The sequence below is a fragment of the Nitrosomonas supralitoralis genome (genome assembly GCF_003011925.2).
GTDB lineage: Bacteria > Pseudomonadota > Gammaproteobacteria > Burkholderiales > Nitrosomonadaceae > Nitrosomonas > Nitrosomonas supralitoralis.
The window spans coordinates 49,435-64,957 of the sequence record NZ_PXXU01000011.1; the positions used below are offsets into that span (position 1 = coordinate 49,435).

The following is a 15,523-nucleotide window of genomic DNA, read 5'->3' on the forward strand; positions in this document are numbered from 1 at the left end:
GAGTTTCGTTAATTAACTTATATATTCAATAGAGGTGTTTTTTCATGAAAATAGCGATTGTTGGTCTTGGTTATGTTGGGCTGCCACTGGCAGTCGAGTTCGGCAAAAAATATTCCACGACCGGGATCGATCTTTCTGCAGGAAAAATTGCAGCATATCGCAATTTCGTTGACCCGACCGGCGAGGTCTCATCGGAGAATTTGCGTGCGGCAACGCAACTGAGCTATCACACCGATCCACAGGCATTAAACGACGCGGGTTTTATTATTGTGGCCGTTCCCACGCCCGTGGATAAAGCAAACCAGCCCGATTTCACGGCACTCATCAAAAGCTCCGAAGCCGTTGGGAAACACATCAAGCGTGGTGCGATTGTGGTGTATGAATCCACCGTCTATCCCGGTGCGACCGAAGAGGTGTGCATTCCATTGATCGAAAAACATTCCGGCCTGAAATGGAAAAAAGATTTCTTTGTCGGCTACAGTCCGGAGCGCATCAATCCCGGTGATAAAGAGCGAACTGTCACCAAAATCGTGAAAGTTGTTTCCGGCGACACACCGGAAACATTGAAAACTGTCACCGAAATCTACGGGTCAATTATCACCGCAGGCGTTTATCCAGCCAGCAGTATCAAGGTGGCAGAAGCCGCCAAGGTCATTGAAAATACCCAGCGCGATCTGAATATCGCCCTGATGAACGAACTGGCGATTATTTTCGATAAGATCGGCATCGATACGCTGGAAGTGTTGAAAGTGGCGGGTACCAAGTGGAACTTTCTGCCATTTCGCCCTGGTCTGGTTGGCGGACATTGCATCGGCGTTGATCCGTATTACCTGACCCATAAAGCAGATATGGTTGGTTACCACCCGCAAGTTATTCTGGCAGGGCGTCGTATCAATGACGGTATGACAGCCTACGTGGCACAGCAAACTGTGAAGCAAATCATCAAGGCAGGTGGAGCAGTCAAAGGATCCAAGATCATCGTGCTGGGACTCACCTTCAAAGAAAATTGCGCAGATCTGCGCAACAGTAAGGTTGCTGATTTGGTGAGAGAACTACAGGAATTTGGATGTGAAGTCAGTGTACACGATCCATTGGCTGATCCGGAAGAGGCGATTCACGAATACGGCATTACTCTCACCGAGTGGGATGCGCTTCCGAAGCAGGCGGATGCCATAGTAGCGGCCGTGGCTCATACTGAATACACAAACAAACCCTTTGATCTGATGGCGTCCAATTTAAAAGCGGGCGGAGTATTTGTCGACATCAAGTCGGCTTATCCTCAAGAAGCAATCGAAGCGGCTGGATACAAGTTGTGGCGTTTGTAACGATGACTGATTCGTATAGTCAACTCAAGAACCTACTTGCCACCGAGCCACACACATGGCTCATTACTGGCGTAGCGGGTTTCATCGGCAGCAACCTGCTTGAAACCCTGCTCAAGCTTAACCAGTACGTGGTTGGACTGGATAACTTCGCCACCGGCTACCAGCGCAACCTGGATGAAGTGCAAGCATTGGTAACACCAGCACAATGGGGTAATTTTCACTTCATTCAAGGTGACATCCGCAAACTGGATGACTGCCACCGCGCCATGTCATTTCGTCATTCCCGCGAAGGTGGGAATCCAGTAACGAATGCAGACATCCCCGTTGAATATGTGCTTCACCAGGCTGCTCTTGGTTCGGTTCCACGCTCAATCGAAAATCCCATCGCTACTAATGAAACCAACATCAGTGGTTTTCTCAACATGTTGGTTGTCGCTCGTGATGCCAAAATAAAGCGTTTTGTCTATGCAGCGAGCAGCTCTACCTATGGTGACCATCCCGGCTTGCCCAAAGTGGAAGACAAAATCGGCAAGCCGCTATCGCCCTACGCCGTCACAAAATATGTCAACGAGCTTTATGCCGATGTTTTCGCTCGCACGTATGGATTTAATACTATCGGCTTGCGTTATTTCAATGTATTCGGTCCACGCCAGGATCCTAATGGAGCGTATGCAGCTGTTATCCCCAAATGGATTGCCAGCATGATCAAAGGCGAGCCGGTATTTGTCAATGGCGATGGCGAAACCAGTCGCGATTTCTGCTACATTGAAAATACCGTGGAAGCCAACCTGCTTGCTGCCACCACTGAAAATCCTGACGCCACCAATCAAATCTATAATGTCGCCGTTGGTGACCGCACCACGCTCAATCAGCTTTATGAGCAGCTTCATATCAACTTGCTGCACAGCCATTCTCACCTGCAAGGCGTGAAGCCCGTATATCGTGATTTCCGAGCAGGGGACGTGCGCCATTCTCTGGCCGACATCAGCAAAGCTACCACGTTATTGGGTTACCAGCCCATCCATCGAATTGGCGAAGGCCTAAAGATTGCGATGTCGTGGTATGTGCAACATTTAACACAGCAAGGGAAAAATTGAGTATTAATCGAACCGAGCAAAGCGCATTTCTATCCCAAATATGAAGCTTCTCAAGGCAGCTAGGGAACGCATTACCAAAACGCATCCAGATCATCATGCCATTGCGTCTGGAATGGCATGGGTGATTCTATTTGTGTTCCTTGGTAAACTTGCCGGTGCAGCGAAAGAAATGGCGATTGCCTACCGCTATGGGGTGAGCGAAGAGGTAGATGCCTACCTTTTTATTTTTAACTTGGTGAACTGGCCTGTTAATGTATGGTTCAGTGTCCTCACGATTGTGCTTGTACCGCTAGCGGCAAGAATCAGGCAAGGCGCGCCATTGGAGCTTACAAAATTCAGATCAGAACTATTTGGCTTAGCGCTTCTGCTTGGTGTGATAGTGAGCTTAGTGCTGTGGATAGGGTTACCGTATCTTTTGCACAGCCAGAGTACGGGTTTGCCACCAACAACAGTGGCTATCGCTATCAGTATGGTGGCTGGTCTTGCCCTGTTGGCTCCGTTGGGCTTGCTCGTCAGCCTATTTTCTGTCTGGATGATGACAGCAGGTCGACAAGCCAACACACTATTGGAAGGTGTGCCAGCCATAGTGCTATTGGTAGCTGTACTTATATTTCCAAGCGGCGGAGCGGAACCACTGATATGGGGTACTGTGGTCGGCGTTGCTTTTCATCTTGTTAGCCTTGCCTTTCCATTGGCGAGAAGAGGTGAGATCGAACTACCTTGTTTCAAACTCAAATCATCCCAATGGCCTGTTTTTTGGCAAGGCTTCGGCATCATGGTGGCAGGTCAGGCGCTAATGAGCTTCATTGGCATCGTCGATCAATTTTTTGCGGCACATCTGGGCACGGGGGCTATAGCAACGCTAAGTTATACTAACCGCATCCTGGCGTTGCTACTTGGCTTGGGTGCCATGTCAGTGTCGCGTGCAACTCTGCCGGTCTTTTCCCGTGTTCAGGCACAAGGTGGTGACGGGTTACACCTTCGAAGTGTTGCGGTTCATTGGGTGCGTATCATGTTTGTGTTAGGCGTGGCCACCATGATTGTTGGTTGGTGGTTAGCACCTTGGGCGGTAAAATTGCTCTTTGAGCGCGGCGCATTCATCGCCCGTGATACACAAGCTGTAACGGAAGTTTTGCGCTATGGCTTAGTGCAAATACCATTTTACTTTGCTGGGTTGGTGTTGGTTTCGCTGCTGGCAAGCCAGCGGAAACACAAGTTGATTGCGACCAGTGCGATAGTAAACTTGTTCGTCAAAGTCATCGCGAACTTTGTCTTCATCCCATTGATGGGCATCAACGGCATTATCTCAGCCACGGCCGTCATGTACTTGTGCTCATGTGCACTGCTTTATTGGTTCGTTAGTGTTAATGCAAAGCAAATGGATGCATCCTGATGCGGTTACTTATTCTTGTCAACTCCATGGGTGGTGGTGGTGCCGAACGCGTCACTGCAACTCTCGCTAATTACTGGGCAGCGAAGGGATGGGAGATCAGCATCGTCACACTCACACCGCAAAGTGATGACTTCTACGAATTGAGTGCATCCATCAAGCGTGTGGCGTTAGAGTTGGGCGGCGAAAGTAGTAATGTATTTATTGGGTTGCTTCATAACGTGCACCGCGTGCTGGCAGTTCGGCGGGTGCTGTGCGACATCAAACCAGATGTAGCATTAGGGATGATGACAACGGCGAATATCTTGTTGGCGCTTGCTTCGTTGAGGTTAAGAATCCGAACTGTGGGATCAGAGCGCACTCATCCGCCACAGTACCCGCTAGGTGCATTGTGGGAGCGGTTACGAAGCTATGGTTATGGCCTCTTGGTTGCTGTGGTAGCTCAGTCAAACGAGGGGGCTGCATGGATTGACTTCAATACCAATGCAAAAAATGTGGTGGTAATTCCCAATCCGGTCAAATGGCCACTGACAAATCATCAACCGCTGCTCGAAGTCGACGAGGTGTGTCAAAAGGGGAGAAAGTTGCTGCTTGCGGTGGGGCGTTTGTCCGCTGAGAAGCAATTCGATTTATTAATAGATGTTTTCAAATCACTCACTAGTCGACATCCTGATTGGGATCTGGTCATCCTCGGTGAAGGACCTTTGCATTTAGATTTAGAAATACTAGTGCGGCAGCTAGGCTTGCAAAGTCGGGTCTTGTTGCCTGGCAGGGCCGGCAACGTGGGTGATTGGTATGAGCGCGCCGATCTTTTTGTATTAAGCTCACGATTTGAAGGTTTCCCCAACGCGCTTGTTGAGGCAATGGCCTATGGCGTGCCAACTGTGAGTTTTGATTGCGATACTGGCCCGCGCGACATCATTTGTCATGAGGTGGATGGGCTGCTTGTACCACCAGGTAATCAGGTTAGTTTGACCGCAGCGCTGGATCGACTGATGGACGATGCCGCTTTACGCCAACGCTTTGCCAATCGGGCAGTAGAGGTGCGTGAGCGGTTCTCAATCGACTTGGTTGCAGAAAAGTGGGCCAATTTATTTTTAGAGCGCGCAAAATAATCATCCGAATCACATAGGGAATACAGAAGATGAGCCAGATAAATCTTGTAAGCTACACAGCCGAATGAAAGAAATTTAAGGGAGTTTAGGAATTGAGGAGAAATTTGGAATTGCTCTCTTTAAGCGCAATCTTGCTAATAGTAGGAACCGGCTTATATACCCAGTTACCAAGTATTGCTTACATTCCCGTTTTGGCTGCGGTTGTGTTGGTGTTTTCAAATAAGCGATTTATTAGATCACCTCAGAAATATATTGAACCCAACATGTTCAAGGGGATTATCTTATTTAACTCATTTTTATTGATACAAATAGCCTTTGGACGGTTGGACCTGCAGGCATATTACTTCCAGTTTTTTGCAATAAGTCTATTTGTGCTGACTTACGTCTTGATCATACTCATTACTGATGAGAAACGTCCTCCCGATTTGCGAATTTTCAAGTATCTCGGTTGGATTGTGTTGTTTAGCCTGTTGCTGTTGCTTGGGGGGCAGATCGCACAGATCATGGGGTACATCAAACAGGTAAATTTTGAGGGTGCCGATCGTGATGTGCTTGTAACTTTGGCCAGACCAGGGGGGTTTCTCAATCCCAATGTCACCGCGGCGATTGCCATCGTATTTCTATTTACGCTAGACAGACTGAGCAATGTTGTTGGTAAGATGCTTATCGTGGTCGCTCTGCCCCTGGCTATAACAGTGGTGCTGTTAACGCAATCTCGTGCAGCATTAATTGCCCTGTTGGGTTTTTTGCTAATTATTTTGTCAAAGAACTCGTTACGCCACATGGTATTTACCTTACTGATGGCGTCGGTATTCGTATGCTTTATGTTAATCGCTTATCCAGATATAGTGATTAATTTGATTGATAATGTGATGCAACGTTTTGAGGGCGATGCAAGTAGTGAAGAACGGCACTATGTATTGCGCTACAGTTTTGACGCATTCGCCGATTCACCTTTGTTTGGGCACGGCAGCACATATTTGGTTAGTAAGTTAGAGGTGTCGTCGCATAACCAACTTGTTGAGATTCTGGTGAGTTATGGAATGTTGGGTTTGTTGGTTCTGATTCCATCGCTATTGTTATTGTATTTCCCCGTCTCTGCTTTGATGTTCGCATTCTGCATTCTGCCTATGTTTTTGTTTAGCCATAATTTCGTTGATTCTTACGGATTCCAAATTGGATTAGGGTTTGCGCTGGCCGTAGATCGAATAGTTAGATCAACTGTGTACGTCACGCAAACTGGCCGCAGCCATAAATCAAAACCACAATTCACATGAAGAATTTTGGTACTGCCGACCAGCGCGATTATGTACTTTCAGCATTCGTTCGCTCCCAAGAGCGCACTACTTTGGTGGCGTTCCCACTGCTGTGGTACGTTGCTGCATGTCGATATTGAGATAACGTGAAAATTATATTTCTTACTAGTTCGCTAGGTGCAGGCGGTGCAGAACGGGTGGCGACAACACTTTGCAACACATGGGCTGCGCGTGGTGATCGGGTGATTCTGGTGCCAACCTTCTCGGGTGGAGGTAGGCCATTTTATGAGATTTCGAATGATGTTGAGCTTATTTACCTTGCGGATTTGATCGGATCGACTGGCAAATCTCTATTGAACTATATAAAAAGATTGCTGGCGCTTCGTAGATTGATAGATACTGAAAAGCCTGATGTGGTCATTTCTTTTTTGCCCAACGTGAACGTTGCGGCCATTCTGTCGGCATTCCATCTTTCGGTCCCAGTCATTTGTTGTGAGAGAAGAGACCCTTCGAGCCAACCAACTACATCGTTTTGGGAATTGGCGTGCCGGATTACATATCGCTTTGCGGATATGGTGGTTGTTCAGACGGAGGCGGCATGCAACTCTATCGACGGTATTTACCCCGGTATCAAGTGTGTCCGTACGATGGCTAATCCGCTACCGGATGAAATACTGCAGATCGAATGGGGGGCGCAAGACAAGGTGCGGAAATCGCTCTTAAGCATTGGTCGGCTTTCTAGCGGGAAGCAGGTCGACAAAAGCGTGAGTGCATTCTCAAAGGTCGCTTCTGTCTATCCAGACTGGGACCTTCATATCTATGGAGATGGCAAAGTACGTGATGAACTTCAAAGTCAAATTTACCTCCTGGGCTTACAGGATCGCGTATTCCTCCTGGGGCGAACAACTTCACCGTGGTTGATTATGGAGGGAGCAGATGCTTTTGTAATGACTTCAAAATATGAAGGTTTTCCGAATGCCCTGCTCGAAGCGATGGGCGTTGGTCTAGCGTGCGTTGTCTTCGATTGTCCTAGTGGGCCAAGAGATATTACACGGGATGGCCAGGATGCTTTTCTTGTGCCACTCGACGATGAGACCATGCTAGAAGCAACTCTTAGAGAGTTGATGGGCAATGAGGCATTGCGCACTCAGATGGGTAGACAGGCACGAGATTCTGTAATTGCTCGGTACAGTTTGTCGTCTGTGATTGTCAAGTGGGATTCGTTATTCAATGAGCTTGGTGTTTTTCCATGAATGTCATTCACATCATTATCGGCCTTAACGTCGGTGGAGCTGAAATGATGCTTAAACGTTTGGTCGATTCTCATCACGACAATCCCGCTTTTCGGCATGCCGTTGTCTCGCTCACCGATATGGGCAAGCTCGGTGTGCAATTTCAAGCTATGGGGGTGGTGGTTCACTCGCTCGGTTTAGGTTCCTCATTTGGTATTCCTCTTGTACTTTGGCGACTAGTAAATCTGATTCGTGCATTGCGTCCAGACATTATTCAAGCCTGGATGTATCACGCAGATCTGTTGGGCGGTTTGGCAGCGCGCATGGCAGGCAATCGGCATGTGATCTGGGGAATCCGCACGACGGATGTTCAGGCTGGTGGTTCGTTGATGACAGTGTTAGTCCGGTGGCTCTGTGCAAGGTTTTCTCGCTGGGTTCCACAAGTGATTGTCTGTGCAGCCGAAGCATCGCGGCAATCTCACATTGCAGTTGGCTACGATGCGACGAAGATGGTGGTAGTGCCGAATGGCTATGACTTTTCCCAGTTGAGTGCGTCAGCCGATGAGCGGAAAACACTGCGCGAACAAAGCAACATCAACCAAAATGATGTGGTGGTGGGTAGTTTAGGCAGATTTCACGCGGTTAAGGATCAAGAAAATTTCGTGCGCATGGCTGGTTTGCTTGCTTCGCAGTATCCGCAATTGAGATTTTTGATGGTGGGGCGTGGCTTGGATTGGGATAACGCACCGCTTGTGGATTGGATCGATAAAGCGGGTTGCAAGGAGCGTTTCGTATTGTTGGGTGAGCGCAAGGATGTACCGCAGTGTTTAGCTGCAATGGATATTTTTTGCCTGCACTCACGCACTGAGGGATTTCCTAACGTGTTGGCCGAAGCGATGGCGATGGGGCTTCCTTGTATCACAACGGATGTGGGGGATGCGGCTATGCTGTTGGCTGATACTGGCGTGGTTGTACCCAAAGGAGATTCTGCGGCTTTGGCGCAAGGCGTGGCGCGATTGCTGGCGTTGGAACAGGATGCCCGGAATGCATTGGGGTTGCGAGCAAAAGCGCAGGTCGAGGAGGAATATTCCATGGATCATGCTCGCAAGCGATTTGAGGAAATCTACCGGCAAGTTTTGAATAAAGGGGCGTTTTGATGTGCGGTTTAGTTGGATTCCTCGGTAGTGGTGTTGGCGAGAGTGGTGATGAGGTTTTGACGCGTCGCATGGCGAATACGCTCAATCATCGCGGTCCGGACGATGGCGGGGTTTGGTGCGATGGTGAGCAACGTATTGCTCTTGGGCACCGTCGCTTGGCGATTGTGGATTTGTCGCCCGCAGGTCATCAGCCAATGATGTCGGCCAGCGGGCGGTATGTAATCGCATTCAATGGTGAGATTTATAACCATTTGGATTTGCGGAAGGAACTAGAGCAAATCCCCACTAACTCTACTTTAGCAAAGGGGAGAATCCTTTATTGGCACGGACATTCGGATACGGAAACGTTGCTGGTTGGGATTGAGGCTTGGGGGTTAGAGGCCACGCTCAAGAAATCGATTGGCATGTTTGCCATTGCTTTGTGGGATCGGCAAACACGCACGCTGTCTTTGGCGCGTGACCGAATTGGCGAGAAACCGTTGTATTACGGTTGGCAGGGAAGTAATAATGAGCGGGTGTTTCTGTTTGGTTCTGAGCTGAAAGCACTCAAGGCGCACCCGGCTTTTGCGACAGACATTGACCGTGACGCACTTTGCTTGCTGTTGCGTCATAATTATATTCCCGCACCCTATTCGATTTATCAAGGCATCGCCAAGCTGGGGCCGGGTTGTTTGTTGTCCATTTCGTTGGCGCAGCCTGAACCCAGAATTTGGAAGTATTGGGATGCAGTTGAGGTGGCGCTAGCTGGTGTGGCTCAGCCATTTGCGGGCACGGCGGATGAAGCGGTGGATGCGCTGGAAGTGTTGGCCAAAGATGCAGTGCGCCAGCAAATGATGGCCGATGTGCCGCTGGGCGCATTTTTGTCGGGGGGCATTGATTCCAGCACGGTGGTGGCGTTGATGCAGGCGCAGTCTTCGCGTCCGGTCAAAACATTCACCATTGGTTTTAACGAAGAGGGTTATAACGAGGCGGTTCACGCCAAGACCGTGGCACGGCATTTGGGCACTGAGCATACCGAGTTGTATGTGTCACCGCAGCAGGCGATGGAGGTGATCCCGCGTTTGTCTGGTTTGTATTGCGAGCCGTTTGCGGATTCTTCCCAGATTCCCACTTATCTGGTGAGTCAGTTGGCAAAACAGCATGTAACGGTGTCGTTGTCGGGTGATGCGGGCGATGAGTTGTTTTGCGGGTACAGCCGTTATCTGCGCACGCTTAATATTTGGAAAAAAGTATCGCTTGCACCAGCACCGCTACGCGCCTTAGCAGCTAGAGGTATCAAGTCCATCTCGCCTTCTACCTGGGATAGTTTTGCGCATTTCATTCCCGGCACAGGGCGATTGCGCTTTGTGGGTGATAAATTCCACAAGGGGGCCGGGGTGTTAGCTAGCACTACGGTAGATGAATTGTATATGGACATGGTTTCGCACTTGCGTAATCCGGAGGAATGGGTGATCGGCGGGCAGGAACCGCCTACGCATTTGACTGCCTTGCGCCCTGATTTGGCCGGGCTTGGGGATGTGGAGCGCATGATGGCTCTGGATACGATCAGCTATTTGCCGGATGATATTTTGGTGAAGGTAGATCGGGCGGCCATGGGTGTGTCGCTGGAGGGGCGCGTGCCGTTTTTGGATCGTCGGGTAGTCGAATTTTCCTGGAGCTTGCCGCTGGAATACAAATTACGCGATGGTCAAACCAAGTGGCCATTGCGTCAAGTACTGTACCGCCATGTGCCGCGTGAGCTGATTGACCGCCCAAAGATGGGTTTTGGTGTGCCGTTACACGATTGGCTGCGTGGGCCGATGCGGGAATGGGCGGAAGATTTATTGGACGAAACACGCTTGACGAGGGAGGGGTATTTTCATCCCGCGCCGATTCGGCAAATGTGGGCGGAGCATTTGAGCGGACAGCGTAATTGGATGGCACGCTTGTGGTGTGTGTTGATGTTTCAGGCATGGCTCGAAATGGAGAACAGGAAATGAGTTTATTAAGAACTTTCATGAACACGAATATAAACCTCAGGAAATGGTTTGATCAGCAATTCTTGCCATCATCTTTTATCAAAGATGGAAATAAGGATTTCATTGTTGAAATGGCCCCATCATATTTGCGACAAGGAATGAAAATCTACGATGTTGGAGGGGAAGCAGCCCTTCGTATCCACCAAAAAAAGACCGCTTTATGCTTAAATATTGTGGGAATAGATATCAGCCAGACAGAGTTGGATCGTGCGCCGGTAGGTGGTTATGACGAAACGGTGTGTGCAGACATTGTAAACATTCATGGAGCTGGTGATGGCGACTTGGTGATTTGCCAGGCCGTGTTGGAACACGTTAAAGACACTGAAGGTGCGTTGAGGTCCATTGCTTCACTGTTAATGCCCGGTTGGAGGGCTTTGATTTTTGTGCCGAGCCGCAATGCGGTTTTTGCTCGGCTGAATGTGTTGTTGCCAGAAAAACTTAAGCGGAAAATTTTGTATGGTGTTTACTCAAATGCTCGTGCTGCGCAGGGTTTCCCGAGCTTCTACCATAAATGTACCCCGGATGATTTCATCGCAATGGCAAAACATAATGGATTGGCAGTGATTGAATCACGCTATTACTACATTAGTAGCTATTTCAGTTTTTTGTTTCCCGTTTACTTGGTTTGGCGAATTTGGGTTGTCATATTCAAATCTATTGCCGGTCACCAAGCAGCAGAAACCTTCTCGATGGTGCTGGTAAAGAAAGCGTTGTGCAAGGGGATTGAGGGAAGGCAAGGAAAGGTTTTTTTCAGTGAGAATTTATGGTAAAACGCCGCAAGGTATTAATTGCTCTGAACTCAGCTTGGAATTTGGTCAATTTCCGTGCTGGATTGATTCGCGCTTTGGTTGCTGAGGGTTATGAGGTGGTGGCCGTTGCGCCAAACGATGCCTATGCGTCATGTTTGGCGGAATTGGGGTGCCGGTTTGTTGCATTGCCGATGGACAATAAAGGCACGCATCCAGGGCGTGATTTGTTGTTGTTCTTTCGTTTTTTGAATTTGTTGCGATGTGAACGCCCCGATGTGTTCTTGGGCTATACCATTAAGCCTAATGTCTATGGATCGCTTGCTGCCCATGTGTTAGGCATTCAGGTAGTGAATAACATTGCCGGATTGGGTACGGTCTTTATTCGCAATAACTGGCTGACCCGTTTGGCGCGACTACTTTACATGACAGCCTTTTCGCGTTCTCACCATGTGTTTTTCCAGAATAATGAAGATTTACAGATGTTTGTGGAGCAGGGTTTAGTCCCGGCAGATAAGGTGAGCCGATTGCCAGGTTCCGGCGTTGATCTGGGTATTTTTCATTATGTACCGATGCCGTCCTTGGAAAATCGGTCTTTTTGCTTTTTGCTGGTTGCACGCTTATTGTGGGATAAGGGTGTAGGAGAATATGTTGAAGCGGCGCGAATGGTTCGCCGTCAATATCCGACAACAACGTTTCAGCTGCTAGGTTTCCTGGATGTTAAAAATCAGACTGCGGTTTCCAGTGCCCAGATGGACGATTGGGTTGATGAGGGCGTGGTCGAGTATCTTGGCGTGGCGGATGATGTGAAGCCTTATTTGGCCGCTGCTGATTGCGTGGTGTTGCCTTCCTATCGCGAGGGGGTGCCCCGTTCTTTGCTGGAGGCTGCGGCTATAGGCAGGCCTATCGTCACAACAGATGCTATTGGGTGTCGCGATGCTGTGGATGATGGCGTGAATGGTTTGCTTTGCTGTGTGCGTAATGCGAGTGATTTGGCTGAGAAAATGCGAAGTATTGTCGATATGTCTCCGAGTGAACGAGAACTGATGGGAATCGCTGGTCGGAAAAAAATGGAGCTTGAGTTTGACGAGAAAATTGTGATTGATCGTTACCTGTGCATTATTGGTGATATCGTTTCAAACGGTGTTTCAATTTAGAGGTTTGAAGTTAATCTGTCATTTCGAGCATAGCGAGGAATCTTTGTTAATCTAACAATATAGATTTCTCGCTATGCTCGAAATGACAAGTGGGTTTGTAAGCCAATTAATATATGGTATCAATGGCATATCTGAGATTATGATTAAGGCGGTCAGTGACATGAGGAAATATTCTTGATGTTTTTTATTGAAAAGGTCGTTGCGCTTCTTCTGATGCCCTTGGGCATGGGGTTGTTACTGGGTGCTTTGGCCTTGGTAGCTAGCGTGGTGCGATGGCGTAAGCTGGGTTGGGTGCTTGGGTGTTTAGCCGTGGCATGGCTTTATTTATGGTCGACTCCTTGGTTGAGTATGCACGTGCGCGCGGCCATTGAATCCGCTCACCCGGCGCGACTGGCTGTTGATGTGGAGGTTGCGCCTGTGGCGGTTGTGCTGGGTGGAGGCGTTGCTTCGCCAGTACCCCCCGCGCGATTTATGCCCGATCTAGGCCGTGCAGCAGATCGCGTCTGGTTTGCGGCACAGCTGTTTCATGCCGGCAAGGTTGAACGGATTGTGCTCAGTGGAGGTGTTGATTCCCGACTCGGTAGTCTTTCCGAAGCGGAGTCGATGCGTATATTTATTCGAGATCTAGGTGTGCCTGATGCGGCAATTCACTTGGAAAGCACCAGTATCAATACTCGTCAGAATGCAGTTCATGTAGCGCATTTGCTCAATGACTGGGGAGTAGACAGACTGTTGCTGGTGACTTCGGCATTGCATATGCCCAGAGCAAAGCGACAATTCGAGGCGCAAGGATTGATTGTGTTTCCCGCCGCAACGGATCATGAGGCGGTGGATACTGTGTGGTGGGATATTCGCAGGTTGCTGCCAGATGCCGATTCGCTCGACGGAAGTGGCAGAGCTATCAAGGAATGGATTGGTTTGTGGGTAGGCAAATGATAGGGTATGGTGCTTAAATAAGCATTCATGCAGAACCGAAGGTTTCACCATCACATGTTTTGCAAGTGATGGATGAGATGGAAGAAAAGATTGTGCAACGCATCTTGTTTTAAAACCTAGTTATTGATGACAGAGTTTTTTTATCTGAATAATTCTTATCAATCCATTCCTTGTAACTGCCATCCAAAATACCACGCCACCAGACTTCGTTGTCGAGATACCATTGAATTGTTTTGCGGATGCCGGTTTTAAAGCTCTCTGCAGGTTTGTAACCCAGTTCACCCATGATCTTGGTGGCATCAATGGCATATCTGCGGTCATGTCCGAGGCGATCGGTGACATGGGTGATTAGTTGGGTATGCGGTGCGCCTTGTGGGTGGTGTTGGTCCATCTGTTCACAGATTAGGGTAACAATGTCGATGTTGGTCCATTCATTGTTGCCACCGATATTGTAGACCTCTCCCACTCTGCCATTCAAGAGAATACGTTCTATACCACGGCAGTGATCCTCAACGTAGAGCCAATCCCGGATCTGTTTGCCATCACCATAAATCGGTAAGGGTTTGCCTTCGAGGCAGTTGACGATAATCAAGGGAATCAGTTTTTCTGGAAAATGGTATGGGCCGTAGTTATTGGAGCAGTTGCTGATAGTGGTGTTGAGACCGTAAGTATGGTGGTAACTGCGCACTATGTGGTCTGAAGATGCTTTGCTGGCAGCGTAGGGTGAATTCGGCAGATATTGATGCTGCTCAGTAAATGCAGGAGCGTCAGGCGTAAGTGTGCCATAAACTTCGTCAGTGGATACATGGTGGAAGCGATGGGGTGTTTTGCCCGTATCAAGCCATATTTTTTTGGCAGCCTTGAGCAGTGAATGCGTGCCTTCGATATTGGTTTTAAGAAAGGCGTCTGGCCCGTGAATTGATCGATCCACATGACTTTCTGCAGCAAAGTGCACGATCGTATCAATGCACGCATCGTGTAGTAATTTTTCTACCAATGCTGTATCAAGGATGTCGCCGTGAACAAAACTATAAGCGTTGTTTTTTTGGATAGTCTCCAGGTTTTGTAAGTTTCCGGCATAGGTGAGCGCATCCAGTACCGTAACCTGGCTGTCAGGATATTCCTGTAACCAATAGTGCACGAAGTTGCTGCCAATAAATCCAGCGCCACCCGTCACTAATAAATGCTTAGGTTGAAAATTCATTGTTTTTTTTCCATTGAATTAATACTTGTTCTAGCCCTTTTCGCCAGTCAGCCTGAGAAATGAGGAATTCTTCTTGAATGAGCGCACATGCCAGCGCTGAGTTCTGTGGGCGCTTGGCGGCGGTGGGATATTCATAGCTGCTGATGGGTTTGATAAACGGTTTTTTTCTCAGTATGCCTAGCTCAAAGGCCTGCTGGCAGATGGTTTCAGCAAAAGCGTGCCATGTGATGGCGGGTGAGCCGGTGTAATGATACAGCCCCCAAGTGATAGTCTTACTTTGGTGTATTCGTTCCACAATTTCCAATAGGACTTCAGCGATATCGCCTGCCCAGGTTGGCGCACCGGTTTGGTCAGCAACAACACTCAGCTCATCGCGTTCTTTAGCAAGGCGCAATATGGTCCTGACAAAATTGTTGCCGGTGGCTGAAAACACCCAGGCTGTGCGTAGCGTTATGTATTTATTTAACGTGCGGGCAACAGCAATTTCACCTTCTAACTTACTCTGACCATAAACTCCCTGTGGATTCGGGGTATCTGTTTCAAGATATGGGGTAGGCTTTTTTCCATCAAATACGTAGTCGGTGGAGATGTGCAATAGCGGTATATCAGCCTTGGCACAGGACTTGGCCAGGTATAGTGGGCCATCCCGATTGACGGCAAAGGCTGAAGCAATTTCAGTCTCAGCGCGATCGACGGCAGTATAAGCAGCAGCGTTGATAATAACTGTTGGTTTTACCTGAGCAACAAAGGCCTGGGTGCTGGATTCATTGGTTAGATCAAGCTCGTTGTAATCGACAGCAACGGTGTCATATCCACGCACTTTGCTGCGCAAACAAAGTTCTGTACCTAGTTGGCCTGCTGCACCTATTATTAATACGGTCATAGTAGAT

Annotated in this window: 13 protein-coding genes; 11 read left to right on the top strand and 2 right to left on the bottom strand. The window is 48.7% G+C overall.

Translation table 11 applies throughout. From position 1 onward, the window contains the following. Positions 1-44 precede the first annotated feature (44 nt). From C7H79_RS05460 to C7H79_RS05510, 11 genes are all read left to right on the top strand, one after another. Complete coding sequence (locus tag C7H79_RS05460) at positions 45-1,325, top strand: nucleotide sugar dehydrogenase (protein WP_106706280.1); 1,281 nt, start codon at positions 45-47, stop codon at positions 1,323-1,325. Positions 1,326-1,327: 2 nt separating this feature from the next. Beyond that, complete coding sequence (locus C7H79_RS05465; RefSeq protein ID WP_106706281.1) at positions 1,328-2,422, top strand: NAD-dependent epimerase/dehydratase family protein; 1,095 nt, start codon at positions 1,328-1,330, stop codon at positions 2,420-2,422. A 40-nt stretch (positions 2,423-2,462) separates the two neighbouring features. Continuing rightward, a complete protein-coding gene (murJ, locus tag C7H79_RS05470; protein ID WP_106706282.1) occupies positions 2,463-3,815 on the top strand; it encodes a murein biosynthesis integral membrane protein MurJ in 1,353 nt (450 codons plus the stop codon). Continuing rightward, complete coding sequence (locus C7H79_RS05475; RefSeq protein WP_197714595.1) at positions 3,815-4,927, top strand: glycosyltransferase family 4 protein; 1,113 nt, start codon at positions 3,815-3,817, stop codon at positions 4,925-4,927. Before murJ ends, C7H79_RS05475 begins: the two co-directional genes overlap by 1 nt. A gap of 104 nt (positions 4,928-5,031) precedes the next feature. Then, positions 5,032-6,204 (top strand): O-antigen ligase family protein, encoded by a 1,173-nt coding sequence (locus C7H79_RS05480; RefSeq protein WP_106706284.1) that lies wholly within the window; start codon positions 5,032-5,034, stop codon positions 6,202-6,204. A 125-nt stretch (positions 6,205-6,329) separates the two neighbouring features. Next, positions 6,330-7,436, top strand: a complete 1,107-nt coding sequence (locus tag C7H79_RS05485) for a glycosyltransferase family 4 protein (protein WP_106706285.1) — start codon at positions 6,330-6,332, stop codon at positions 7,434-7,436. Then, positions 7,433-8,572, top strand: coding sequence for a glycosyltransferase family 4 protein (locus tag C7H79_RS05490; RefSeq protein WP_106706286.1), 1,140 nt, complete (start codon positions 7,433-7,435; stop codon positions 8,570-8,572). Before C7H79_RS05485 ends, C7H79_RS05490 begins: the two co-directional genes overlap by 4 nt. Next, a complete protein-coding gene (gene asnB / locus C7H79_RS05495) occupies positions 8,572-10,551 on the top strand; it encodes an asparagine synthase (glutamine-hydrolyzing) (protein ID WP_106706287.1) in 1,980 nt (659 codons plus the stop codon). Before C7H79_RS05490 ends, asnB begins: the two co-directional genes overlap by 1 nt. A gap of 17 nt (positions 10,552-10,568) precedes the next feature. Continuing rightward, the gene (locus tag C7H79_RS05500; protein WP_172592364.1) at positions 10,569-11,360 is read left to right on the top strand and encodes a class I SAM-dependent methyltransferase; all 792 of its coding nucleotides are present in this window, start codon (positions 10,569-10,571) and stop codon (positions 11,358-11,360) included. Continuing rightward, the gene (locus C7H79_RS05505; RefSeq protein WP_106706289.1) at positions 11,354-12,493 is read left to right on the top strand and encodes a glycosyltransferase family 4 protein; all 1,140 of its coding nucleotides are present in this window, start codon (positions 11,354-11,356) and stop codon (positions 12,491-12,493) included. The genes C7H79_RS05500 and C7H79_RS05505 overlap by 7 nt, the downstream gene beginning before the upstream one ends. A 177-nt stretch (positions 12,494-12,670) precedes the next feature. Beyond that, positions 12,671-13,429: a YdcF family protein gene (locus C7H79_RS05510; RefSeq protein WP_197714596.1), complete on the top strand. Its 759-nt coding sequence runs from the start codon at positions 12,671-12,673 to the stop codon at positions 13,427-13,429. A 109-nt stretch (positions 13,430-13,538) separates the two neighbouring features. Here the strand turns inward: C7H79_RS05510 and rfbB are convergent, their stop codons facing one another. Both rfbB and rfbD read right to left on the bottom strand, forming a co-directional pair. Beyond that, positions 13,539-14,633, bottom strand: coding sequence for a dTDP-glucose 4,6-dehydratase (rfbB, locus tag C7H79_RS05515; RefSeq protein ID WP_106706290.1), 1,095 nt, complete (start codon positions 14,631-14,633; stop codon positions 13,539-13,541). After that, the gene (rfbD, locus tag C7H79_RS05520) at positions 14,617-15,516 is read right to left on the bottom strand and encodes a dTDP-4-dehydrorhamnose reductase (protein WP_106706291.1); all 900 of its coding nucleotides are present in this window, start codon (positions 15,514-15,516) and stop codon (positions 14,617-14,619) included. The genes rfbB and rfbD overlap by 17 nt, the downstream gene beginning before the upstream one ends. Positions 15,517-15,523: the final 7 nt, after the last annotated feature.

What these genes read in the sequence shown, in the direction of transcription:
- C7H79_RS05460 (WP_106706280.1), top strand. Translation starts at nt 45, where the DNA reads ATGAAAATAGCGATTGTTGGTCTTGGTTATGTTGGGCTGCCACTGGCA.
- C7H79_RS05465 (WP_106706281.1), top strand. Translation starts at nt 1,328, where the DNA reads ATGACTGATTCGTATAGTCAACTCAAGAACCTACTTGCCACCGAGCCA.
- murJ (WP_106706282.1), top strand. Translation starts at nt 2,463, where the DNA reads ATGAAGCTTCTCAAGGCAGCTAGGGAACGCATTACCAAAACGCATCCA.
- C7H79_RS05475 (WP_197714595.1), top strand. Translation starts at nt 3,815, where the DNA reads ATGCGGTTACTTATTCTTGTCAACTCCATGGGTGGTGGTGGTGCCGAA.
- C7H79_RS05490 (WP_106706286.1), top strand. Translation starts at nt 7,433, where the DNA reads ATGAATGTCATTCACATCATTATCGGCCTTAACGTCGGTGGAGCTGAA.
- asnB (WP_106706287.1), top strand. Translation starts at nt 8,572, where the DNA reads ATGTGCGGTTTAGTTGGATTCCTCGGTAGTGGTGTTGGCGAGAGTGGT.
- C7H79_RS05500 (WP_172592364.1), top strand. Translation starts at nt 10,569, where the DNA reads ATGAACACGAATATAAACCTCAGGAAATGGTTTGATCAGCAATTCTTG.
- C7H79_RS05505 (WP_106706289.1), top strand. Translation starts at nt 11,354, where the DNA reads ATGGTAAAACGCCGCAAGGTATTAATTGCTCTGAACTCAGCTTGGAAT.
- C7H79_RS05510 (WP_197714596.1), top strand. Translation starts at nt 12,671, where the DNA reads ATGTTTTTTATTGAAAAGGTCGTTGCGCTTCTTCTGATGCCCTTGGGC.
- rfbB (WP_106706290.1), bottom strand. Translation starts at nt 14,633, where the DNA reads ATGAATTTTCAACCTAAGCATTTATTAGTGACGGGTGGCGCTGGATTT.
- rfbD (WP_106706291.1), bottom strand. Translation starts at nt 15,516, where the DNA reads ATGACCGTATTAATAATAGGTGCAGCAGGCCAACTAGGTACAGAACTT.